Below are 21343 nucleotides of genomic sequence, written 5' to 3'. Positions count from 1 at the left end.
TCCGCCCCCTTCAGATCCCTATCGTTTTGTCCCGACGATGCTCACATCGCCGGATTTGATGAGCTTCACGCTATCACCGCGCCCCATGCCGGTAACGAGGTGAAGACCACGGTCGGAAGCGTTCTCGTTCGAATCTGCGATGGAACGCAGCGAAAGCGTCAGCCGATCCGCCATCTGCTGCGCCACTGTCATGACTTCCGCCTCTTCGGGCGTGAGCTCGAGCGTCGCCGTTTCCCCAACCTTCACCCGGCGGCCTTCCTCGTCCTCGTGAATGGTCTGATCGATGGCGAGCACACGGATATTCTCCAGCACCGTCTCGGTGATGAAGCCGTTGGGGCTCGAAACATCGTCGGCGCGGCGTGTCATGATCACGTCGACACGGTCGTTGGGCAGGATAAAGCCGCCGGCCGAGGTGTCTGCGGCGATGCGGGTGGCAACCGCTCTCTTCCCGGGTGGCAAGATCGCCGACAGGAAGCTTTGGCCGTCAATGACAAGTTTGGAACGGCGCACCGGCTCGCCGGCATAAAGCGGCAGGCGAGCGACTGCGTTCTTTACTTCTTCGAGCGCATTTGGCTCGCGCTCTCGCGTGATGAACGCATCCATCACACCCTCTACGGGCCAGGGCTGCCAGGCCGCCGAGCTGCCAAGGCGCTCCCCGAGCGGCACGTCCTGCGTGAGCACCAGAACCTCCATGAGCCTTGCGGCCGGCTGTTCTGGAGTGGGAGCTGCGGCTACGGTCTTTGCAGGCGAGGCGAGATTCTTGGCCAGATAGCCCGCTCCCACCGCTGCCGCGACGGCAACACCGAGAATGACAATGCGGGATTTGCTCATGTGACCGCCGCTTACCCACGGACCGGATGATCCGCGTCTGGACCATGAAGGGGAAAGGTCAAATTATGGTTAACGAATTCGATACCGACATGATTAACAAAAGACTGACGGCCTCTCGTTTCGCCATCCGGGATGCATTTAGCCGTTTGACCAGAGGCCGAAGAAAAGAAAATTTTATGGAAAATTTACTTTAATGCCTTGCAATTCGAACGTGTTAGGAACGTTTTCCGCTCAGTTTGGTTAAGTCTGCAAGTGGAAAATACAACCAGGCCTTGCGAGTGGAATAATGCCGCGGAGAAATGAAAAGGCGGGAAATTCGCCCCGTACCGCGCAACTCATCAGCCGGCAGCTTCGCAACGCTGATAACGCGCGGTTTTTGCGCCGGCTGCCCGGCTTTGAACTGCAACGTGAACTGCCGTCGCAACTGCTCGATCTTCTTTGCAAGCTGCAGGAGACCGAGGGTGCTTATTCGTCGGCGCGGCTAAGACAGGGCGACTCCGCCTGAACCAAAAGAAAAGCCGGGCGGCACAGCAGCCGCCCGGCTCTTTCTCGTGCACTCCAGATGTCAGGCGGCGCGCTTCTTGCCCGGAAGAAGGCCTTCGCGCTGGGCCTGCTTACGCGCAAGTTTGCGAGCGCGGCGAATGGCTTCAGCCTTTTCGCGCGTACGCCGCTCGGACGGCTTCTCATAGGACCGCCGCGCCTTCATTTCGCGAAATATGCCTTCGCGCTGCATCTTTTTCTTCAGGACCCGGAGGGCCTGATCAACATTGTTGTCACGTACGACGACCTGCAATGCTTCCACCTCACTCGGTTGGATGTTTCTGAAAATGTCCGGCACGCGCCCCGAAGGCGCTAAAGGCGGCAGTCAGCCGCCGGCTCGGACGACTCGGAATGGCGCGAGCTATAACAGCAATTGCGCCGCGTGTATCCCTAAAACGGAATATAGTGCGATCCAGGCCGTATTGAAGTGGCAAGCAATACGTTCCGGCTCGACTACTGCGACGCGCGCCGCCACGAATACTTTCCGCGGCCCGCGGGAGCAGCCGCACTTGGCTGGTAGTGCAGTGGGACGCCGCCGCGCCGCCCGGCCTCCAGCCGCCGCAGCGTGGTTTCGTTCTTTACCTCGAAACTTGAAATGCCACAGCGCAGCATGTGCGGAATTTGATCGATAAGCACATCCCCGGTCGCCCGAATATCGCCCCGATAGCCAAATCGCGAACGCAGCAACTCGGCCTTCGAATAGCTGCGCCCGTCATTGAAGGCCGGGAACGCCAAGGCGACGACTGGCAGGCGATCAAGGAAAGGAAGCAATCGGTCTAAAGCTTCTCCGGGCGACACCTCGACGGCGCACCGCGGGAGCAGATTTTCCTGCAAGGTGGCTTCGAGCGACAGGAAGAACTGGAGCGGCAGGATCAACTCGCTGTTACCGGTAAGCGCCTCAGCCTGATCGACGCGCTTCCACGTGTTTTCACGAAAGCCGTGCGCCGTCCAAAGCCTGGGAGCAGGGCTTGCTGATACGGTCATGTCCGCCTCATGCCGCATTGGTGAGCTCTTCGAGGCCGGGCAGATGGATCCCGCACTCGGTCTTCCCGGAACCCGCCCAACGGCCACTGCGCTCGTCTTCACCCGGTTTCACGGGCTGCGTGCAGGGGAAGCAGCCGATCGAAAGATAGCCGAACGCAACGAGCGGATTCTCCCGCAAGCCGTTTGCCCGCATATAGGCTGCCTGGTCGGCGGTGGTCCAGCGCGCGAGCGGATTGATCCGCATGCGCGGCCCGACCGCCTCGAACACCGGCATCTGGGCACGGGTGGCGGCCTGGCGCCGCTTGCGGCCGGTGAACCACGCAGAATAGGGCTCGACGGCCCGTGCCATCGGCTCGACCTTCCGGATCTCGCAGCAGAGATCCGGATCATGCTTGTGAAGGTCGCCGTTCGGATCGCCTGCCGTAAGCGAGTCCTGTTTTGGCTGGAGGATGATCAGGTTCTTCAGACCGAGATCGGCAGAGAGCTGGTCCCGATATTGCAGCGTCTCACCGAAGTGCTGCCCGGTATCGAGGAAGAGCACAGGCACGTTCCGATCGACGTGAGCGATCATATGGAGCAACACGGCCGAATCCGCTCCGAATGAGGAGACGGAAGCGATGCCGCCCGCATCACGGAACCGCTCGACTGCCAGCTCGACAATGGCCTCGGCCTCGAGGTGGCCATAGCGACTGTCGAGTTCCAGCGCCTCGATTTCGACATCAAGCGGCTTTGGCTTCGCTGCCATAAAGTGCCTCCTTGAAAGGTGCAGAGCCAAGCCGGCGATAAGCGGCAAGGAAGGTTTCCGATTTGTCCTGGCGCAGGCCGAGATAGGTCTCGACGATGGTTTCCACCGCGTCAACGATCTCATCCGCTCCGAAGCCGCGGCCAATGATCTCGCCCAACGTGGTGTTCTCGTCACCGGAGCCGCCCAGCGTGACCTGGTAGAGCTCGGCGCCCTTCTTCTCGACACCGAGGATCCCGATATGGCCCACATGATGATGGCCGCACGCATTGATGCAACCGGAGATCTTTAGTTTCAGGTCGCCGATCTCTTCCTGCCGTGACTGGTCGGCAAACCGGATGGCAATCTGCTGGGCAACGGGGATCGAGCGGGCATTTGCCAGCGCGCAGTAGTCGAGTCCCGGACATGCGATGATATCCGTGACCAGTCCGGCATTGGCAGTGGCGAGGCCGATCTCGACCAGCCCCTCATAGACTGCCTTGAGATCCGCCCGAGCCACATGGGGCAGAACGAGATTCTGCTCATGGCTCACACGGATTTCACCCTGGCCATAGCGCTCCGCAAGGTCTGCCACCGCCTCCATCTGATCCGCCGATATATCGCCCGGGACCTCGCCGATGCCCTTGAGCGAGATCGTGACGCAGGCGTAATCCGGGTGCTTGTGAGTGTGCAGGTTGCGCCGCACCCAGGTGGCAAAGCGCGCATCGGTCGCAGTTGCGGAGGCCAGAAGAGCCTCGCCCTCGGACCGGACGGGAAGCAGGGGCGGCGCGAAATATTCTCGAATTGCCTGGATATCGTCCTCCGGCAACTTCAGCTCGCTTTCCCTCAGCGCCAGGTATTCGCGTTCCACCTGCTGTGCCAGCTCCTCGGTTCCCGTTTCATGAACCAGGATTTTTATGCGCGCCTTGAACTTGTTATCGCGGCGGCCATGGAGGTTATACACGCGCAGGATGGCGGTCGTGTATGACAGGAGATCCTCTTCCGGCAGGAAATCGCGAATCTTTTTGGCTATCATCGGGGTACGGCCAAGACCGCCGCCGACATACACGGCAAAACCGAGCCGGCCTTCCGGGCTCTTCTTCAAATGCAATCCAATATCGTGCACCTGTACCGCGGCTCGGTCGCTCTCGGCTCCAGTCACCGCGATCTTGAACTTGCGTGGAAGATACGAGAACTCGGGGTGCAGCGAAGACCACTGGCGCAGGATCTCGGCATAAGGTCTGGGATCGGCGACTTCGTCCGCCGCCGCACCTGCGAAATGGTCGGCCGTGACATTGCGAATGCAGTTGCCGCTCGTCTGGATGGAGTGCATCTCGACAGAGGCGAGCTTCTCCAGGATCTCCGGAACGTCCTTCAATGCCGGCCAATGGAACTGCAGGTTCTGCCGCGTTGTGAAATGGCCATAGCCCTTGTCGTAAGTGCGCGCGATATGGGCAAGCATGCGCATCTGCCGCGGCGCTAGGGTTCCATAGGGAATGGCGATCCTCAGCATATAGGCATGAAGCTGTAGGTAGACGCCGTTCATGAGGCGCAGCGGCTTGAACTGTTCTTCCGTCAACGCGCCGGAAAGCCGCCTTTCCACCTGATCGCGGAACTCGGCGACGCGTGCTTTCACGAAAGCGTGGTCGAATTCGTCGTATCGGTACATTCTCAATCCTTACACAAGGGAGGCGGCTTGCTTGGCGGCCTGCTTGCCAAGCTCGGGATGAATGGAAGGTCCGGCAGCACGGATGCGCTCGCGAAGCCTGAGCGGGCGCACGGCACCGTCAACGACGTCGATATCGATGAGCTCGATATCGAGCACCAGATTGCGAGCCACCGCCTCACGGCCAATTTGCTCCAGGCGCGCCTCGGCATCCCCGTCGCGGGCGATCTCTGCCTGCCCGATGTCCTCGACCCACACTCCGTCAGGCCCGGCCCAGACGGCTACTCCGTCGAGCAGTCTGTTTGCTGCAAGCAATTTCATGAACGTTCCCCTCGTACCGCGAGCCGCTCTTCGCTTTCGCGATAAGACGCGAGCGGCTTCGAGCGCGCAAAATTGGCGCCGGCGACAGCGTCGCCGATGATCGTGAGCACCGGGCCGGCCAGATCTTTCCGGCCTCCAAGCGCGGGCAAATCGGCAAGCGTACCGTGGAAGAGGCGGCGGCTTCCAAGACTGGCATTCTCGACCACGGCCACGGCCGTATCCGGCGAGAGGCCTGCCTGCTGAAGTAGGCCGGCCACCTCGGCGGCGGTAGAGCGTCCCATATAGACTGCTACCGTCGCTCCACCGATGGCGAGCCTCGCCCAATCGGGCAAAGCTTTCCCCTTGAGGTCATGACCGGTGGTGAAGACGAGGGACGAGGAGATCCCGCGAAGGGTCAGCGGCAGCTCGAAATCGGCGGCGGCCGCAAAAGCCGCCGTGACGCCGGGCACGATCTCATAGCTGATCCCAGCGTCCCTAAGGGCGGCCATTTCTTCCCCGGCACGACCGAACACCAGGGGATCGCCCGACTTGAGGCGGACAACTCGCTTGCCTTCCTGGGCAAGCGCCACAAGGAGCTCGTTGATCTCTCTCTGCGTCTTGGAATGGCAGCCTTTGCGCTTGCCTACGGAAATACGTTCAGCGTCACGCCGGCCCATGGAAACGACAGCCTGGGGAACCAGCGCATCATGCATGATCACGTCGGCCTCCATGAGCAAGCGTTGGGCGCGCAGGGTCAGTAGGTCTTCCGCCCCCGGACCGGCCCCAACCAGAGCCACGTGGCCACGCTCTGCTCCCCTCGTGCGCAGGAGGCGCTCCGTCGCTTCGATTGCCTCATGCCCGTTGCCGGATTCCACCGCCCGCGCAGGGCTTCCGGTGAAAAAGGATTTCCAAAAGCGGCGACGCTCCACGCCCTTCGCGACCTGCCGGTCGACTGCCTCGCGATAGGAAGCGGCCAGGAGGGCAAGACGTCCAAGCGAAGGCGAGAGCATCCGATCGATTCGCGCCCGCAACATCTGGGCGAGAATGGGACCGGCACCTTCGGTGCCGATGGCGACCGCCACCGGAGCACGATTGACGAGCGCCGGCGTGAAGAAATCGCACAGTTCCGGGCGATCGACTGCATTGACGGGGATATGCCGCGCTCGAGCTTCGTCCACCACGCGCGCATCCTTCTCGAGATCGCCCGTCGCGGCAAAGACCAGCGCAGCTCCTTCGAGAAAATCCGCATCGGGGCGGACGACCTCAACTTCGTTCGCCGCAGCCCAGACCGCCAATGCCGGTTCCGCTTTCTCGGCGACGACGAGAATCTCCGCGCTCGATTGCGCCATCAGCCGCGCCTTCGCCAGAGCCTCGTCGCCAGAACCGACGATCACCACGCGCCGCCCCTCCACCCGGAGGAAGATGGGGAACGCGTTCAGTTTTTCGGTTTCACCGGCCATGGAAGTGGGTAGCTCCTGATCAGGAGCCAGATTGTGCCCGCCACGCTGCAGTTTCAGAAGAAACCCACTCGCGTGACGACAAAGCCCGGCGCAATCGCTTTTTCCCCTGGAAGCGCGGCCAGGGAAAAATAGTTCGCGGGGTTTCTCACCTCTCAGGAGTGGAACGTCACCAGTATTCGGGGGTTCTATCGGGAAAGATCAGAGATGAAACATGGAGAGCAAAATGGCGGGCATCTGGCTCGATCACGGGATTTGGGTGATTGTCGCGGATGGTGAAAAGGCCTTGTTCCTTCGCAACAAAGGCGATGCGGAATATCCCAATCTGGAAGTCGTACGCGAAATGCGCGACGAAAACCCACCCACTCGCGAGCAGGGCACGGACGAACCCGGGCGTTACACGAATGGCCAGTCGCCGCAGAAGAGCGCGTTCTCTGAGACGGACTGGCAGCGCTATGGCAAAGAGCGTTTCGCGGAGGAGATCGCCGAGCGGCTTTACAAGCTCGCCCACCGCGGCGAGTTCGAAAAGATCGTGCTTGTCGCACCACCCGTCGTGCTCGGCGCAATGCGCAAGGCGCTCCACAAGGAGGTCGATGCGCGCGTCGCCTGCGAGGTGCCTAAGACCCTTACAAATCACACGGTGTGGGATATCGAGCAGCTGCTCAAGAACAATGCCTAGACGTGCTGTCCGCCATTGATGTGGATTTCGGCGCCGGTGACATAGGACGCGTTCTCCGAGCAGAGGAAGAAGATCGTGTCCGCTACTTCCGAAGTCTGGCCCAGCCGGCGCAGCGGAATCGTTTCGACCAGCTTGTCGGTGCCGGGTGAGAGGATCGAGGTCTCGATCTCTCCCGGCGCGATCGCGTTGACGCGAATGCCGTGAGGGCCGAAATCCGCCGCCATCTCGCGCGTGAGCGCAACGAGAGCCGCCTTTGAGGTGGCATAGGCGGTCCCTGCAAAAGGATGGACGCGGCTACCCACTATCGACGTGACGTTGACAATCGAGCCCTTGCCGGCGGCAAGCTCCTTGAAAAGACCCCGCGCCAGCATGATGGGGGCGAAGAAATTCACCTGGAAGACATCACGCCAGACATGCATCGGCGTATCGATGGAGTTCATACGCTTGCCCCCGTCGAGCTTGGGGGAGATGGCCGCGTTGTTGACGAGCGCATGGAGCTGGCCGCCATTGGCAGCGAGTCGGTGCCGGATCTCGGCAATCGCAATACCCACCCCCTCCTGATCCGAGAGATCGAGCTGGATGTGATCCTCGGGCCCCGCCGGCCAAGGACAATCCTCGGCGAATGGCTGTCGAGAACAGGTGATCACTCGCCATCCCTCACGGGAAAAGCGCTTGACGGTTGCATGCCCGATACCGCGGCTCGCGCCGGTCAGCACCAAAGTCTTACGCTGGTCGATCTTGCTCACATCGCTCTCCATTCCCCTCATATGTAGCCTCTGAGCAGAGGGAATGCGATAGGCTCTGCCTCCAGCGTCGAACGTCCTTCTCTGTGCTAGTTGCCGAGGATGATGTCCAGGATGGACTGATGTCGCCGCTGCGGCGCGCCGCCCACATCGGCCGGGGGGACAGGGCGGCCTGGCATTTGTCCGCCAGACATGGAGGAAGGGATCGGCTCAGGCCTCGCCCCTTCTCCGACCGCATTCTGCGGCAGAGGCATGGAGCCGTCGAGCGGCTGGACGACCTCCATTTGCGGCTGAGGTCTCCAATCGCCCGGAAGCCCCGCTACGGGCACGCCCTTATGTGCTGCCGTCATGAATTCGCGCCACGCCTGAGCGGGCAACGAACTGCCCGTCGCCTTGGTCGGACGGCTGTTGTCATTGCCAAACCAAACACCGGTGACCAGATTTGCGGTATAGCCGACAAACCAAGCATCGCGGGAATCCTGCGTGGTGCCGGTCTTGCCGCCTGCTGGCCAGCCGAACGCGGCGGAACGCCCGCTGCCATAGTCGATCGTACCGGTCATCATGTAATTCATCATCGCGATGACTTCCGCGCTCGCCACGCGGGGAATGCGATCCGCCTTGTATTGATAGAGGGTCTTGCCGGATGCGGTGGTGACCTGCTCGATGAAGTGCACGTCGGGCCGAAAACCGCCATTGGCGAAGGGCACGTATGCCGCCGTCAGCTCGAGCGGCGTCACCTCCGACGTACCGAGCGCAATCGAGGCATTCGGATTGAGATTCGATTCCACGCCCATCCGATGGGCGACTTCGACAACCGCGCTCGGCCCCACTTCCATGGCCAATTGGGCAGCGACCGAGTTGAGCGACCGCGCGAGCGCCTCTGCCAGCGTAACCTGGCCATGATACTTGCCCTGATAGTTCTCCGGGCGCCATTTGCCGATCCTCACAGGAGCGTCGTTGCGCATGCTGTCCGGCGTCCGGCCCTGTTCGAGCGCTGCCATGAAGACAAACGGCTTGAAGGCGGAACCCGGCTGCCGGCGTGCTTCGGATGCGCGGTCGAATTGGCTATGCGCATAATCATACCCGCCCACCATCGCGCGAACCGCGCCGGTGCCGTCGATGGAAACAAGCGCGCCCTGGCTCACCTGGAGTTGCTTGCCCTTTTCGTCGATGAGCCGGCGGATCGATTTCTCAGCGACTTTCTGCAGGTGCAGGTCGATCGTCGTCTTGACGATGACGTCCCGCTCCACCGTGCCGATCAGCGTTGGCAGCTCCTCCATGATGCGGTCGGCGACATAATGCTCCGAGCCGGTCCAATAGGCGGCTGCACGCGTAGCGGGCGCGCTGATCGCTGCCGCCAGCTGGCTATCGCCGATCATGCCCTGCTCACGCATGGCGGAAAGCACCACCTGGGCACGATCCTCCGCAGCTTGCGGATCGCGAGCCGGCGAAAGCCTGGACGGAGCTTTCAGGAGGCCCGCCAGGAGCGCCGCCTCGGAAAGCGTCACGTCGCGGGCAGATTTGTTGAAATAGCGCTGTGAAGCGGCTTCCACGCCATATGCGCCAGACCCGAAATAGACCCGGTTCAGGTACATCTCCAGAATCTGGTTCTTGGTGTATTTCTGCTCCATCCAGAGTGCGAGAAGCATCTCCTGGATCTTGCGCTCGAGGGTGCGGTCGGGCTTCAGGTACAGGTTCTTCGCCAGCTGCTGGGTTATTGTGGATCCGCCCTGGGACAGCTCGCCCTGGCTCAGGTTCTCGACCATGGCGCGCGCCATGCCCACGGGATCGACTCCCCAATGGGAGTAGAATCGCCGGTCCTCGATCGCGACGACCGCCTGCGGGATGAAGGGCGACATTTCGTGCAGGCCGACCGCTTCTCCCCCCGTCATGCCCCGATTGGCGATCAGGGTACCATCCACCGCCACGATCTTCACGTTCGGCGGACGATCAGGGATCGCCCAGGTGGTGAGGCTCGGCATTTGCGCGCCGTAATAGACGATGAGCCCCGCTGCCGCGATACCGCCCCAGAGGGCAAGCACGATGGACCAGTAAACAAGGCCCTTCAGCAAACCGCCAACACCCATTCGCCGGGAACGGCTGGACCTGCGGGCCTTCTTCTTGCCCTTCTTCCGGCTGGGCCGGCGCGCAGGAGGCAGAACGCGATCGGACGGGCTTACCGACAGCGTTCCGGCGCCCCGCGAGCGCGGTGCGTCGAAGCTCGGTTCGATGCGTTTTCCCCGATTGGACTTTGCCATGAAAGTTCCCGATCCCAAGCTGCGAGGCAGCTTCTCGTTCCCGCCTGTAGGCTAAAGATGGCAATTTAAGGGGGCGTTAATGGCAAAAGTCAGCAATTTCTCATTCTTTCAAAGACTTAGGCCCGCACGGCTGCTTAAGCCGCTGCTTTCGCTCGATGCTTGGCCAAACGGAAGTGCAGGTCGTTCATCAACTCACAAAACATTTCAGCTTCGTTCTTGGAAAGGCCCATCAACACCTGCCGGTCCAGACATGCCGGCTCTTCCTTCGCCTTGTCCCAGACAAGCCAAAAATCGAGAGGGTCCGAGAAAGATTCATATCTGGGCCCTTCAGTAATCATCCGTACACACTCACTCGCTGTTTTCGCACGCTGGGGCGTAACCCGAGGTAGTAAACAGATGCTGAAGGGGGCACACGGAAGTTGGGGAACTTAACTCGATGGCTTTCATTTCAGTTGGATAGCCGGAGGCCGAGGCTGGATACGGGTCCCGCGACGGCTTCCAACCGAAACAGAGGAATACGCGTTCTCGCCGGTTAGAAATGCCAGCCTCCAACCACAGCGGCGATTCCGGATCGGAGGCCCGCTCCGGCAACGGCGCCACTGAAAAGCAAGCCTCCGATCGGAGGAACGAGCTTGCCGCGGATCGAACCGTATTTGCCGCTGAACGGACCTATGCGGCATGGGTCAGGACCGGGCTTGCAGCGCTGGCCAGCGGCATAGGTGCAAAGGCACTTTTGGAAAACGTGGTTCCGGAGTTCCTGATCACGGCGACAGGAACGATTCTGGTGCTGTTCAGCGCGTTCTGCTTCGCGACCGCCGTATGGCGTGAAATCAATCCCGGACCTCCTCCCCCACCTCACGAGGTTAAGCGCCTGCCCCCCATTCTCCTGGTATTCGTGAATGGCTTTCTGGTGCTGGTGGCCCTCGCCGCTCTTTTAGGCATCTGGTTCGGCGAGACCGGCAGCGGCGGTTAAGTAGCCGGTTTTTGCGCATCCGCGTGACGATGGATAAGGGTCCAATTCCCATTTTCGCGGCGAAATACTTCCGTGACCCGCAAGGTCATCGGCATTCTGTTTCCACCCACCTCCACCTCGGCCATCTGCAAGCCTGTCCAGAAGCCGAGATCCCCGTCAGAGGTCATCTGCATCACCTCGAAGCCGCAGTCCCCGCCCGGCCCGAAAGCGCCGGAGGCGCTTTGGTAATCCTTGCGAACCGCTTCTGCCCCTTCCACCACCTTTCCGTCCGGGCCAAAGAATGTGGCAGGGTCGGTTCGGGCCGAGAGGTCGACAACCCTGCTTACATCTCCCCGGCAAAAGGCCCGCGCCGCCTCTTCACGCCGAGCGATGAACGTTCTGAAATCTTCCATGATGCGCTCCTTTCCGGGAGCAAGATATGGCCCTTGTAAAGCCCGGCAAGCCGGGTACGGCCGGTGTCCTGACAGTCTTGTCAGGAGGCGAACGGTCTCGGATTGCGCATGGAATTGAACTTCGCGACCAAGGTCTCCCCAGATATCGGCCGGGAGAACAGATAGCCCTGCATTTCCTGGCACCCCAGCCTGATCAGCAGGTCGCGCTGTTCGGGCGTTTCCACACCCTCGGCGACGACGTCGAGCCTTAGGGCCCGCCCCATCTCGATCATGGCGGAAATGATCGCTTCGCCGGCATTTCCCTGCGAAAGTCGGTTCACAAAGGAGCGGTCGATCTTGAAGCGGTCGATCGGGTAAGTGTGGAGATAGCTCATCGAGGAATAGCCGGTGCCGAAATCATCCAGCGCCACGCGAACCCCCGACTTCTTCAAGGCGTGGAGCATGGCTCCGGCAAGTTCCGGTTTTTCGACGGCAGCGGCCTCGGTGACTTCGATCTGGATTCTCTGCGGCGCGATCCCATGGCGGTGGATTATATCAAGGCACCGTCTTGTAAACCCGTGATCACAAAGCTGGACCGGAGAAACATTGACGGCAACCCACGCGATGGGCACGCGTTTCGCCATCCGGCAGGCTTCATCGAGTACCCAGTCCCCAATTTGCGCGACGAACCCGCTCTCCTCGGCCACGGCAATAAGGCACATCGGCGACACGGATCCATACACCGGATGATTCCAGCGCAGCAACGCCTCGGCCCCAGTGATCTCGCCCTTGGCCGAATAGAGCGGCTGATAGGCCAAGTATAGTTCGGTTCCCGTTGCAAGTGCCCTCCGCAGACCGATTTCGACCTGTCGGCGCTGTTTCACCATATCGTCAAGTACCGGGGCGAAAAAGCGGTAGCGGCCGGCGCCTCGTTTCTTGGCATCGTGAAGGGCGATATCCGCCCTGCGCAAGATCTCTTCTCGTCGCGTTCCCGTGTGAGAGGTGACCGCTATTCCTATGCTGACGCCGATATGCGCCACATCCTCGTCGAGGTGAAACGGCGACGCGAATGCCGCAAGCACCTGCTCCGACACGGTCCGCGCCGCCCGGGATGCGTTGTCGGAGACCTTGACGATGGCAAACTCATCGCTGCCCAGTCGGGCCACGATATCGGGCGGGCAAACGATCGCCTCCAAGCGTTCCGCCACCTCCCGGAGGACCTCATCTCCCTCCATATGGCCGAGCGTGTCATTGACATCCTTGAACCGGTCGATGTCCAGGAGAAGGACCGCTGCTTCGGCCTCGCGCGGTCTCACATTGCTGAGGATTTCATCCAGCCGGGCCTCCAGGCCCGCCCGGTTCGCCAGTCCGGTCAGCCAATCGTGGGAGGCGAGATGACGGGTTCGGTATTCGCTTGCCTGCAGCGCGGCAGATGCTTGGCGCAGCCTGTGCGCCTGGTAGAGAACCGCCGATGCCACCAATGCAAGCCCCAAGGCCGCCGCATATGGGATTAGTCCGGAGGCTGCCGCGACGAGCAGCATGATCGTCATGACGGCGGCGGCAATCCGCGGGGACAGCAGTCCGGAAAATCGGCGCATATCGAATAGCTAAAATAAAGCCTATGAACTCCCCTACATAAACCCAATAGCCGAAAGAACCGTAACCGCAGACGGTCAAATAACTCCATATTCAGCCAACCCCGCCCGCGGTAACTCGGCCGTGAAGCGGTCCATCCGCTAGCTATGGGCAAAAATGTCCTGCTCGTCCCATCCCATCAGGTCGAGCTTGGCTCGCGTGGGTAGAAACTTGAAACAGGCCAGCGCTTCCCGCGCACGGCCGTCCCGCTCCAAACGCTGCTGCAGGACATCGCGCAGGCGGTGAAGGTAGAGAACATCAGAGGCCGCGTATTCGAGCTGTTCCGGCGTCAGCTGCTCCGCTGCCCAATCGGAGGACTGCTGCGCCTTGGAGAGATTGATACCCAGAAGCTCATAGCAGATGTCCTTCAGGCCGTGCCGATCCGTATAGGTTCGGGTTAGCCGCGAGGCGATCTTGGTGCAAAAGACGGGGTCGGGCATCACGCCGAAGGTATGATAGAGCACGGCGATATCGAACCGGGCGTAGTGGAAGAGCTTGGTTACCTGTCGGTTGCGAAGGAGCGCGACCAGGTTAGGGGCGCGTTTCTGTCCCGCGGCGATCTGCACCACATCCGCCGTTCCGTCTCCCGGCGACAGCTGCACCACGCACAGCCGGTCGCGATGGGGATTTAGCCCCAACGTCTCCGTGTCGATGGCCACCGCATCCACATCATAGCGTGAGAGATCTGGCAGATCGTATTGATGAAATCGGATCGTCATCGAGTATTCCTTAGTCAGTCAGAATCGGCGCCCAGGAGTGGAGCGTAGTCATAGAAATGCACGCGGTGTCCCGGTCGATCGTCTGATCGATATGGTCGGGTTTCAGCGCGGCATCCGTCATGGCGGGTTTCCTTCCGCTTCAAACGCAACAGGCTCCCAGACAAGAAAAAGGGCCGCGAACGGCCCCTTTCCGTCCTTATGACGTCGCTTACCAGTAAGGACAGCTGTTGTCTTCCAGGTAATTGTGGACGGTGACGGCACCCGAAATGATATCGGCCTTCGCCTTTTCCACCGCCGTCTTCATTTCATCCGTGATGAGGGAGGCGTTGTTCTCGTCGAGAGCGTAACCGACCCCGTCTTCCTTCAGACCCCAATCCTCATGGCCAAATGTGAATTCGCCATTCTTGGCGTCCATGAAGGAGTCGTAGACCGCCTGGTCGACGCGCTTCACCATCGAGGTCAGCACACTGCCGGGATGCAGATGGTTCTGGTTGGCGTCCACGCCAATGCCGAGCTTGCCGGCGTCAGCCGCCGCCTGCAGGACGCCGACACCCGTGCCGCCGGCGGCATGATAGATCACATCTGCGCCCTGATCGATTTGCGTCCGGGTGATCTCGCCTCCCTTCGTTGGATCGTTCCAGGCGGCAGGCGTATCGCCGGTATAGTTGCGGATCACCTTGGCGTCGGGATTGGCGGCCTTCACGCCACCGACATAGCCACACTCGAACTTGCCGATAAGCGGAACCTGCATACCCCCGACAAATCCCACCGTTCCGGTCTTGGAAGCGAGAGCCGCGAGCATGCCGACAAGATAGGACCCTTCCTGCTCCTTGAAGGTGATGGAGCGGACATTGGGCTGGTCCACCTTATCGTCGATGATGGTAAAGCTCACCTCAGGATATTCGGGGGCCACCTTGTTGAGGAACTCCACCCAGGTGAAGCCTGCCATGACGATCGGGTTATGACCGTTCTCGGCGAAACGGCGCAAGGCCTGCTCGCGCTGGGCATCGTTGGAGATCTCGAACTCGGCATATTCGATGCCGGTCTCCTCCTTGAACTTTTCCGCGCCCATATAGGCCATTTCATTGAAGGATTTATCGAATTTACCGCCTAGATCGTAGAGGATTGCTGGCGATGTCTCCTCCTGCGCCATGGCTGTCGTCGCCATTGCGGTTGCGGCGAGGAGGCCGAGAACGATACGCTTCATTTGATCCACACCCTGTCGGTTGCTCTGGCGTCGGCCCCGCGTTTAAGGCGGGGACGTCCTGTTATGGCAGGATTTTCCATCCTGCTTGGAGCCACTCTGGCATGGGCATTGGAAAATTTCCACGCGGAAAATTGCCGGCGCTGCGGTGGTTGTGGGCCGGTTCCGCGGTTACTGAATTGCCGCCACGCCCGGTGCGGGACAGCTCACGCCCGTTCCCTGAAGCCCGCAATAGCCGCCGGGGTTCTTCGCCAGGTATTGCTGATGTTCCTCCTCGGCGAAATAGAGGGCCGGAGCCGGGCCGATCTCCGTCGTAACCGGTCCGCGCCCGGCGGATGTGAGCGCCTTTTCGTAAGCATCGCGGGATGCACGGGCTTCGGCGAGCTGTTCGTCGGTCGTCGTATAGATCACCGACCGGTATGTGGTGCCCACATCATTCCCTTGCCGCATGCCCTGGGTCGGGTCATGGCTTTCCCAGAAGACCTTCAAAAGCGCGGAAAAGGAGACGATCTTTGGATCATAGACGACGAGAACAACTTCGGCATGGCCGGTGAGACCCGTCGTCGTCTCGCGATAGGTGGGATTGGGCGTGAGGCCGCCGGCAAACCCTACCGCCGTCACCCATACCCCTTCCAGCTGCCAGAAAAGGCGTTCCGCACCCCAGAAACAGCCCATACCGAAGAGGACCTGCTCCGTCCCCTCGGGGTAAGGACCCTTCAACGGACGCCCGTTGACGAAATGCCGCTCGGAGGTCGGAATGGGCTCCGGGCGCCCCGGCAGAGCCTCCTGCGGAGAGGGAAGCCTGAGCTTCTTTTCCGAAATTTGGAAGAACATGAGATCACTCCTCGATCTGGTCGGGCCTAGCGGGCCGCCAACAGGTCGCCGGGCCTGCGCCTCCGATATCCAAGGGCATGGAGAACGAATGCGAGCACGGCAAAAACGAGCCAGCCGGGCAGCGAGAGAATGGACGTCATCACCGGGTCCCATAGAAATGGGATGGTGTGAGCTTCGACGAAGCGCTGGAAGGAAAGCAGCGAGTCGGGAAAGTTTGCCTGCCAGCTTTCACTCAGCGGCGTATAGGTCCACGCATCCGCCGCGATCGTGCGCGTTGCATCGACCACCGCCATCACGACAGCAACGGCGAGAGCGAAAAGCGCGAGAAGGCGAAAGATGAAGCGCATTGTGTATCCGGCAATGGCTGATAGGACTGAGATAGGCCTACGGAGGCGGATTGGCAATCGCTCCGGTCAGCTTGTCGCTGCAGAACGCGCAGAAAAGCTGTTTCGGCATCTTGGCATCCGGGGCCATTTCGACTAGATGACGCCCCGGGCATTAATGATGCCCCCTGCAGCGGGCCGCAGTTCATGCGGCCTCACTGCCGGTGGAGAGGTGGCCGAGTGGTTGAAGGCGCACGCCTGGAACGCGTGTATACGGGAAACCGTATCGAGGGTTCGAATCCCTCTCTCTCCGCCATTATCTTGCAGCGAACCCGAAATGAGGCTCCCGTGGGGGGGCTTTTTCTTTTTGTTTCAAAGGCGTTTAGCGGAGGCATCCGAACCTCGGAGACTGGCGCCGGGTTCAATTTCCGTCTCCGAATGCCCTCTCGTCTCTAACCGAGCGAACCTCGCCCGGCCCGGTTCGGCTTCACGAAGCCCAGCGTTTCCAGCGGGTTTCGCAGTTCGCTCAACAATGCATTCAACGGGCGTTCTTCCGGTTGGCGTGGCTGCCGGGAAAACACGCGGTAGGCATATTCGGGGGAAGCCGTGCGCAGCCCGTCGTTATGCTAGGGATCCCGGTGATCCCCGGCCGCAAGAACCGCAAGCGCAAAATCCGATACGATGAGAAACGCTACAAGGACCGCTGGCGCGTTGAGGCCATGTTCTGCCGCCTCAAGGATTTCCGCCGCGTCGCCACACGGTACGACAAGCTCGCTCGGAATTATCTATCTGCCGTCATGCTCGCAGCAGCAGTTGCGTACTGGCTATGATTGAGTCTCAACCCTAAGGTCTTCAACAAAAGATATGATAATGGTTCTGCATGAGTGAGGTCCGGATCATACCCTACGATGAGACCTATCGTGACGATGTCCTGGCCATCACCATCGCGGCATGGACGCCGGTGTTTGAGAAAACGGCATCTGAAGTTCCCCGCTTTGTCTATGACTGCTTCTACCCCTCGGGCTGGAAAGCCAGGCAGGAGCAAGAGGTTCGATCGCTGCTCCAAAGCGAGCCGGACAACATCTGGCTGGCTCTGGCTGCGGACAAGCCGGCAGGGTTCGTCGGCATCAGGCTCCATCCCGAGGACATGATGGGGGAGATATATATCCTTGCAGTAGCACCGCCGTTGCAGCGGCAGGGTATCGGGCGCCGCCTCATGGTTCATGCCGAAAACCTCATTCGCGCTTCGGGAATGAAAATGGTCATGGTCGAGACGATCGCAGATTCGGGGCATCAGCCGGCACGCAGGAAGTATGAGGCATCGGGATATGTGCAATGGCCTGTTGCCAGATATTTTAAGAGCCTTGATTGAAGGTCCAGCCAGAGAACGGGCGGCAGGCGTTCCACGGCCAGTATGGGGGCAAACGCCCGCATTGCTTCGTAGCTAGCAAGATGTGATGGCGTCTATTCAGCGGGCTTCGAACACTATCCCCATCTGTTCCGACCAAGGCTGATCGGCAACTGCAACGAGGTCGTTCAGCGAAAGCGCCGGTGGTACGCGCCTGATGACGAGGTGATCGAGCACTTCCGGCGACAGATAGGCGAGCCGCATCATTCGGCTCACGAACCGGTCGGAGACTTTCTCGGCCGCCGCGATGTCCTGGATCGTGGAAGCGGCGCCCGTTTCCAGCTGCCGCCGCCAGCTCCAGGCGCGGGCGATGGCGCGCAGCACATGCGGATCCTGCGTCCGCCCATCCCGCAAGATCACCTCGTCGGGCGGCAGGATCTTCGGCCGCCCATTGCGTTTGCGGATCGTCAGGGGGATGACGACCCGGATGGTGTTCGTCGAGTCGGTCATGCGTGGGCCTCCGTCTGGCGGGGGGCCATCATTTCCCGTAGGACCGAGCCCAGTCCGTCGTGGCGCAGATCGACGGCGATGCCGTCTTCGCCGACGGTCACCCGCTCGACCAAAAGCTGGACGATGCGGGTTTGCTCCGCCGGGTAGAGCGCCGCCCAGAGCTGGTCGAACTCGCCGAGCGCCTGGACGACCGCCTTCTCATCGACGGTCGAGTTCTCGTCGCGAAGGGCCTTTATGGTCCGCGCCGCGACTTCGGGTGCGCGGATCATGCGGCGGATTTCGCCGACGACGGCATCCTCGACCATGCCGGCGGGCAAGCGCAGCGGCCCTGAGGCGTCTCCGGTCGGGCGGTTTCGGATCAGGTCCATCGACGCGTAGTAGCGGTAGAGGCGCGTGCCCTTCTTCGTCGCGGTCGGCGTCATCGCCGTGCCTGTCTCGGTGAAGATGATCCCCTTCAGCAGGGCCGGCGTCTGGCGGCGGGTGTTCTTCGCCCGCAGGCGCGGGCTCTCCTGCAGGATGCTGTGAACCTTGTCCCAGAGGGCCTGATCGATGATGGCCTCGTGCTCGCCCGGATAGGCCGTGCCCTTGTGCACGGCTTCGCCGAGGTAGACCCGGTTGTTGATTAGTTTGTAGAGGAAGCCCTTGTCGATCGGCTTGCCGCGCTTGTTCAGAACGCCCTCGGCCGCGAGCGCTTTCGCCAGCGTCGTGGCGGAGCCGATGGCGACGAAGCGCTCGAAGATCAGCCGGACCGTCGCGGCCTCGGCCTCGTTGACCACCAGCTTGCGGTCGCGCACGTCGTAGCCCAGCGGGACGTGACCGCCCATCCACATGCCGCGCTTGCGGGATGCCGCGACCTTGTCGCGGATGCGCTCGCCGATCACCTCCCGCTCGAACTGCGCGAAGCTGAGGAGGATGTTCAGGGTCAGGCGGCCCATCGAGGTCGTGGTGTTGAACGACTGCGTGACCGAAACGAAGGTCACCTGATTGCGGTCGAAGATCTCGACCAACTTGGCGAAGTCCATCAGCGAGCGCGACAGCCGGTCGATCTTGTAGACCACGATCACATCGATCAGACCGGCTTCGACGTCCTGAATGAGACGCTTCAAGCCGGGGCGCTCCAGCGTGCCTCCGGAGAAGCCGCCGTCATCGTAGCGTTCGCGAATGGTGGCCCAGCCTTCCGCCTTCTGGCTCGTCACGAAGGCCTCGCAAGCCTCGCGCTGGGCGTCGAGGCTGTTGAACTCCATGTCGAGCCCTTCCTCGCTCGACTTGCGGGTATAGATGGCGCAGCGCTGGCGGCGCGGCGTGATCGCGACGGCTTCCTGACGGTTCATCGGTCGTCCCTCCGGGCCTCACGTAGGCCGAAGAAGCGGTAGCCGTTCCACTGCGTGCCGGTGATCGCCCGCGCCACCGCCGACAGCGACTTGAACTTGCGCCCCTGCCAGTCGAAGCCGCCCTTCATCACAGTGACGGTGTGTTCCACCCCGTCCCATTCACGCACGAGGCGGGTGCCGACCACCGGGTTGCGGGAATCCGCGATGATCGTCTTGCGCCCGACCCGGCCCTCGATTTCGTCGGCCAGCAGGTCCAGCGTCCGCCGCGTTTCGCGGGACAGGCCGCCGAGGGTCAGTTCCTGGACCCGGTAGCTGAGCCTCAATTCGAGGTAACTGCGGCTGTTGTTCGGTGCGGGCGTGCCGAAGAGGCTTTCCCACTTCGCCTTCAGTGCGATCACCTTCATTCGCTTCAGCGCTGCAAGCTGTGTGACCACGCTCGCGTCCGCCGCATCGCGTTCACCCACCCGCCATGGCGCGGCGTCAGTCTTTCTTTTTGTTTCTGGCATCATTGCCCTCCAACTCGGTTGCTCGGTTTGCGACGACCAACACGGCGTTTGAGGGCGAGAATGTCGAATGAACTGTCTTCGCCAGGTGCAGATAAAGAACTGGACTGTTCCGGCAGAATACGCCTCAGCCCCGCGGCAAGAATCTGCGCGAGCTCATCGAGGCGTTCGCCCGCCGACAGACGGACGGGCAACAGAGGGTTCGGACCGGATCGGGCGTCTTGCATGAGACCGTTCGCAATAGAAGATGACTGGCGAAACGGTAGTCGCAAAACGAAGATACACAATACGATTCAATGGCTTATCGCGCCACGGCGGAATCATTAGAAGTAGATCGAAGCCGTTCGTCAGGCCTTTCCAGCGTGAACATCTGTGCAAGTCGCCCGGAGCGGCGCTGCCCGCTGCATTGTCGGGTCGTTACCTCGAATCATCGTGGGTGAACTGGTCGTAGCTATCCCAAGGTTCTTCGTCCTCGACCTCAGCTCCATCGATGGCGCGATCGAACTGCAGAAGAGACACCGCCAAACCGAGCCGGTCAGAGAAGAAGGTCAGTTCTCGGACGGGTTCGGAGCCCCGACTAAATGTCCAGATGCCGGCGGGCAAAGCCACCGGGCGCTGAGAACTGGTGTGCTGCGATGCCGACCCCATGGCCATGATGGAGCCGTCGGGAATCGGCATGCCCGATTGAATGAACACACCGCTTCTGTAGGCGCGGGTGCTCGCTCTGCCCCACAACGCGAATCCGTCTCGCGCAACCACCATGGCCGCCCGGGTGTCGGTGAATTCGATCCACTTGCGCGCGGCCGCAAGAAGCGAAACTCCGTATCGGTCAGTCACATGGCCAAGGAGGTCGCGAGTTACCTCCTGACTGCCGACCTGGTTCCGATAGTCGTCGATCGGCATCAACAGGAAGGAGGCGAAGGTATCGGCCTCTTCTTCACGCTGCTTCTCCGCGTCCTTCCAGCCGTTGGCTTGCAGCGGAAGGCACTCGAAGTCGAAATCGTCCGAGAGCTCGCCGTTACGGTAGTGCGCTGCGGTCAGTGGGCGCCGGTGCAGCAAGTAGTGCCCGAACTCATGAGCGAGCGTGAAGCGCTCGCGTCCGCGGTAGCGGGGCTGAGTGCTGTAGAGAATCTGCCAACCGGGCTTCTTGCGCCGTGCGCGGAGCATGCCCTCGAAGCCGTCGATGTCGACGCCCTTCACTGCCGTAATCGGGTCTTCGTGGTTGCGGGAGACTTCGAGCGCCAGCGCCTCCACGTCCACGGGGAACCGGTCTTCTCCCAGCACGGTGCGGAGAAGCACAGTCAGATCGTTCGCGGCCCTTTTGGGCGATTTTCTGCCGCTATTACTCATTCATCCTCATCGTCCAGGATCTTGAGCATCTCGCGAAGCTTCTCTTTGCTCTTCGGCTTCATC

22 protein-coding genes, 1 tRNA gene and 1 pseudogene are annotated in these 21343 nt (G+C 61.2%); 5 read left to right on the top strand and 19 right to left on the bottom strand.

Annotated features, from left to right (window positions below):
- Positions 1-18: 18 nt before the first annotated feature.
- The 7 genes from cpaB to cysG all read right to left on the bottom strand — a co-directional run bounded on the left by cpaB (position 19) and on the right by cysG (position 6502).
- Positions 19-831: a Flp pilus assembly protein CpaB gene (gene cpaB, locus CHEJ32_RS0101010; RefSeq protein ID WP_028032160.1), complete on the bottom strand. Its 813-nt coding sequence runs from the start codon at positions 829-831 to the stop codon at positions 19-21.
- A gap of 565 nt (positions 832-1396) precedes the next feature.
- Complete coding sequence (gene rpsU / locus CHEJ32_RS26535; RefSeq protein ID WP_084032636.1) at positions 1397-1624, bottom strand: 30S ribosomal protein S21; 228 nt, start codon at positions 1622-1624, stop codon at positions 1397-1399.
- A 200-nt stretch (positions 1625-1824) separates the two neighbouring features.
- The gene (locus CHEJ32_RS0100995) at positions 1825-2247 is read right to left on the bottom strand and encodes a DUF934 domain-containing protein (protein WP_371179741.1); all 423 of its coding nucleotides are present in this window, start codon (positions 2245-2247) and stop codon (positions 1825-1827) included.
- Positions 2248-2362: 115 nt separating this feature from the next.
- Complete coding sequence (locus CHEJ32_RS0100990) at positions 2363-3100, bottom strand: phosphoadenylyl-sulfate reductase (protein ID WP_028032157.1); 738 nt, start codon at positions 3098-3100, stop codon at positions 2363-2365.
- Complete coding sequence (locus CHEJ32_RS0100985) at positions 3075-4745, bottom strand: nitrite/sulfite reductase (protein ID WP_028032156.1); 1671 nt, start codon at positions 4743-4745, stop codon at positions 3075-3077. The genes CHEJ32_RS0100990 and CHEJ32_RS0100985 overlap by 26 nt, the downstream gene beginning before the upstream one ends.
- 9 nt (positions 4746-4754) lie before the next feature.
- The gene (locus CHEJ32_RS0100980) at positions 4755-5063 is read right to left on the bottom strand and encodes a DUF2849 domain-containing protein (RefSeq protein WP_028032155.1); all 309 of its coding nucleotides are present in this window, start codon (positions 5061-5063) and stop codon (positions 4755-4757) included.
- Positions 5060-6502 carry a siroheme synthase CysG gene (gene cysG, locus CHEJ32_RS0100975; protein ID WP_028032154.1) on the bottom strand — a complete coding sequence of 481 codons (1443 nt, stop codon included), beginning with the start codon at positions 6500-6502 and terminating at the stop codon, positions 5060-5062. The genes CHEJ32_RS0100980 and cysG overlap by 4 nt, the downstream gene beginning before the upstream one ends.
- Positions 6503-6725: 223 nt before the next feature.
- Here cysG and CHEJ32_RS0100970 point away from each other — a divergent pair, with 223 nt between their 5' ends.
- A complete protein-coding gene (locus tag CHEJ32_RS0100970; protein WP_028032153.1) occupies positions 6726-7178 on the top strand; it encodes a host attachment protein in 453 nt (150 codons plus the stop codon).
- On the opposite strand, the gene CHEJ32_RS0100965 is transcribed toward CHEJ32_RS0100970, so the two are convergent.
- Both CHEJ32_RS0100965 and CHEJ32_RS0100960 read right to left on the bottom strand, forming a co-directional pair.
- On the bottom strand, positions 7175-7945 hold the full coding sequence (locus tag CHEJ32_RS0100965) for an SDR family NAD(P)-dependent oxidoreductase (RefSeq protein WP_371179740.1): 771 nt from the start codon (positions 7943-7945) through the stop codon (positions 7175-7177). The two genes, CHEJ32_RS0100970 and CHEJ32_RS0100965, sit on opposite strands and share 4 nt — an antisense overlap.
- Positions 7946-8010: 65 nt before the next feature.
- Positions 8011-10179: a transglycosylase domain-containing protein gene (locus CHEJ32_RS0100960; protein ID WP_028032151.1), complete on the bottom strand. Its 2169-nt coding sequence runs from the start codon at positions 10177-10179 to the stop codon at positions 8011-8013.
- A 538-nt stretch (positions 10180-10717) separates the two neighbouring features.
- Between CHEJ32_RS0100960 and CHEJ32_RS23615 the strand changes: the two genes are divergently transcribed.
- The gene (locus tag CHEJ32_RS23615) at positions 10718-11152 is read left to right on the top strand and encodes a YidH family protein (RefSeq protein ID WP_084032635.1); all 435 of its coding nucleotides are present in this window, start codon (positions 10718-10720) and stop codon (positions 11150-11152) included.
- Here the strand turns inward: CHEJ32_RS23615 and CHEJ32_RS0100945 are convergent.
- From CHEJ32_RS0100945 to CHEJ32_RS0100915, 6 genes are all read right to left on the bottom strand, one after another.
- The gene (locus CHEJ32_RS0100945; protein WP_034657687.1) at positions 11149-11544 is read right to left on the bottom strand and encodes a nuclear transport factor 2 family protein; all 396 of its coding nucleotides are present in this window, start codon (positions 11542-11544) and stop codon (positions 11149-11151) included. The two genes, CHEJ32_RS23615 and CHEJ32_RS0100945, sit on opposite strands and share 4 nt — an antisense overlap.
- An 80-nt stretch (positions 11545-11624) precedes the next feature.
- Positions 11625-13121 (bottom strand): bifunctional diguanylate cyclase/phosphodiesterase, encoded by a 1497-nt coding sequence (locus CHEJ32_RS23610; RefSeq protein WP_051469304.1) that lies wholly within the window; start codon positions 13119-13121, stop codon positions 11625-11627.
- Between the two features lie 138 nt (positions 13122-13259).
- Positions 13260-13877, bottom strand: a complete 618-nt coding sequence (locus tag CHEJ32_RS0100935; protein WP_028032149.1) for a ribonuclease D — start codon at positions 13875-13877, stop codon at positions 13260-13262.
- A gap of 208 nt (positions 13878-14085) precedes the next feature.
- The gene (locus CHEJ32_RS0100925) at positions 14086-15084 is read right to left on the bottom strand and encodes a BMP family protein (protein WP_028032148.1); all 999 of its coding nucleotides are present in this window, start codon (positions 15082-15084) and stop codon (positions 14086-14088) included.
- Positions 15085-15252: 168 nt separating this feature from the next.
- Positions 15253-15915, bottom strand: coding sequence for a peptide-methionine (S)-S-oxide reductase MsrA (msrA, locus tag CHEJ32_RS0100920; protein ID WP_028032147.1), 663 nt, complete (start codon positions 15913-15915; stop codon positions 15253-15255).
- 26 nt (positions 15916-15941) lie between these two features.
- Entirely contained in the window at positions 15942-16262 is a 321-nt protein-coding gene (locus CHEJ32_RS0100915) for a hypothetical protein (RefSeq protein ID WP_028032146.1), read from the bottom strand.
- Positions 16263-16464: 202 nt separating this feature from the next.
- Here CHEJ32_RS0100915 and CHEJ32_RS0100905 point away from each other — a divergent pair.
- The 3 genes and pseudogenes from CHEJ32_RS0100905 to CHEJ32_RS0100895 all read left to right on the top strand — a co-directional run bounded on the left by CHEJ32_RS0100905 (position 16465) and on the right by CHEJ32_RS0100895 (position 17610).
- Positions 16465-16554: transfer RNA gene (locus tag CHEJ32_RS0100905), tRNA-Ser, on the top strand.
- 319 nt (positions 16555-16873) lie between these two features.
- Positions 16874-17068 (top strand): annotated as a pseudogene (locus CHEJ32_RS0100900) (transposase); the annotation flags it as partial.
- A 50-nt stretch (positions 17069-17118) separates the two neighbouring features.
- A complete protein-coding gene (locus tag CHEJ32_RS0100895; RefSeq protein WP_034657686.1) occupies positions 17119-17610 on the top strand; it encodes an N-acetyltransferase in 492 nt (163 codons plus the stop codon).
- A gap of 96 nt (positions 17611-17706) precedes the next feature.
- Here CHEJ32_RS0100895 and CHEJ32_RS0100890 read toward each other — a convergent pair whose 3' ends face one another.
- From CHEJ32_RS0100890 to CHEJ32_RS23605, 4 genes are all read right to left on the bottom strand, one after another.
- The gene (locus CHEJ32_RS0100890) at positions 17707-18096 is read right to left on the bottom strand and encodes a hypothetical protein (RefSeq protein WP_028032143.1); all 390 of its coding nucleotides are present in this window, start codon (positions 18094-18096) and stop codon (positions 17707-17709) included.
- The gene (locus CHEJ32_RS0100885; RefSeq protein WP_028032142.1) at positions 18093-19427 is read right to left on the bottom strand and encodes a recombinase family protein; all 1335 of its coding nucleotides are present in this window, start codon (positions 19425-19427) and stop codon (positions 18093-18095) included. Before CHEJ32_RS0100885 ends, CHEJ32_RS0100890 begins: the two co-directional genes overlap by 4 nt.
- Complete coding sequence (locus CHEJ32_RS0100880) at positions 19424-19933, bottom strand: DUF2924 domain-containing protein (RefSeq protein WP_084032655.1); 510 nt, start codon at positions 19931-19933, stop codon at positions 19424-19426. Before CHEJ32_RS0100880 ends, CHEJ32_RS0100885 begins: the two co-directional genes overlap by 4 nt.
- Before the next feature lie 414 nt (positions 19934-20347).
- On the bottom strand, positions 20348-21229 hold the full coding sequence (locus CHEJ32_RS23605) for an ImmA/IrrE family metallo-endopeptidase (protein ID WP_210164586.1): 882 nt from the start codon (positions 21227-21229) through the stop codon (positions 20348-20350).
- Positions 21230-21343: the final 114 nt, after the last annotated feature.

It is taken from the genome of Chelativorans sp. J32 (genome assembly GCF_000518985.1).
In the GTDB taxonomy this organism is placed as follows: Bacteria; Pseudomonadota; Alphaproteobacteria; order Rhizobiales; family Rhizobiaceae; genus Chelativorans.
This window is presented reverse-complemented; position numbering and strand designations above follow the sequence as displayed.